A 606-nucleotide genomic window follows, 5' to 3' on the forward strand; every position below is an offset into this window, starting at 1 on the left:
TCTGAGCAATCTTACACACTACGTATTTACTACCACGATCGCGGCTTGTGCTAACACACTACCCAGCGTGTCACCGCAAACCACAATCTACTTCAAAACTCAGAAGGGTGCAAAATTATACACTCTTCCGAAATCGTGTCAAGCATTTTCTACAACTTTTCACTCATCATCCGAGCTTGCGGCGCGACCACGGCGCAGCTTCGGGGGTGCCTGAACATTCTGGAATGCAGCAGGCAGGAAGCGTGCGGCACGCTTGAACATACGTGCAACCGGATCAAGCTTCGTGAGTTCAACACTCTTTACCACACCGGACTTCAGCTTCACATCTTGCGAAACGGACACGACGCGCACCGCAAGTGCGCCAGTGTCTTTCTTCTTGTTGGCGCGAAGCACCAGCTTGAAGGTTTTGTTGGCCGGGAGACGCATGCTACCCTTTACGCCTTCTGCGCGATCAGCGGCCTTTGCCGGGAACTTCTTGTCGTTCGTGGGTTTGAATGTGACGGCAGCGAGCCGTGCCTGAATCGCGAGAAGAGTGCGCATGTCGTAAGCCGCAAGATTGCGCTTTTTCTTGTCTTCTGCTTCTGGGTTGTAGCGTCCGATGTAGCG

At 53.1% G+C, this 606-nt stretch carries 1 protein-coding gene; it reads right to left on the reverse strand.

Annotation, left to right across the window (positions count from 1 at the left end; genetic code table 11):
• Positions 1 to 159: 159 nt before the first annotated feature.
• A partial coding sequence (locus AC1RP1_RS07710; protein WP_481762675.1) for a hypothetical protein occupies positions 160 to 606 on the reverse strand: 447 nt, incomplete at its 5' end.

This window comes from Dellaglioa sp. CoH-56-MRSF-13 (genome assembly GCF_056782095.1).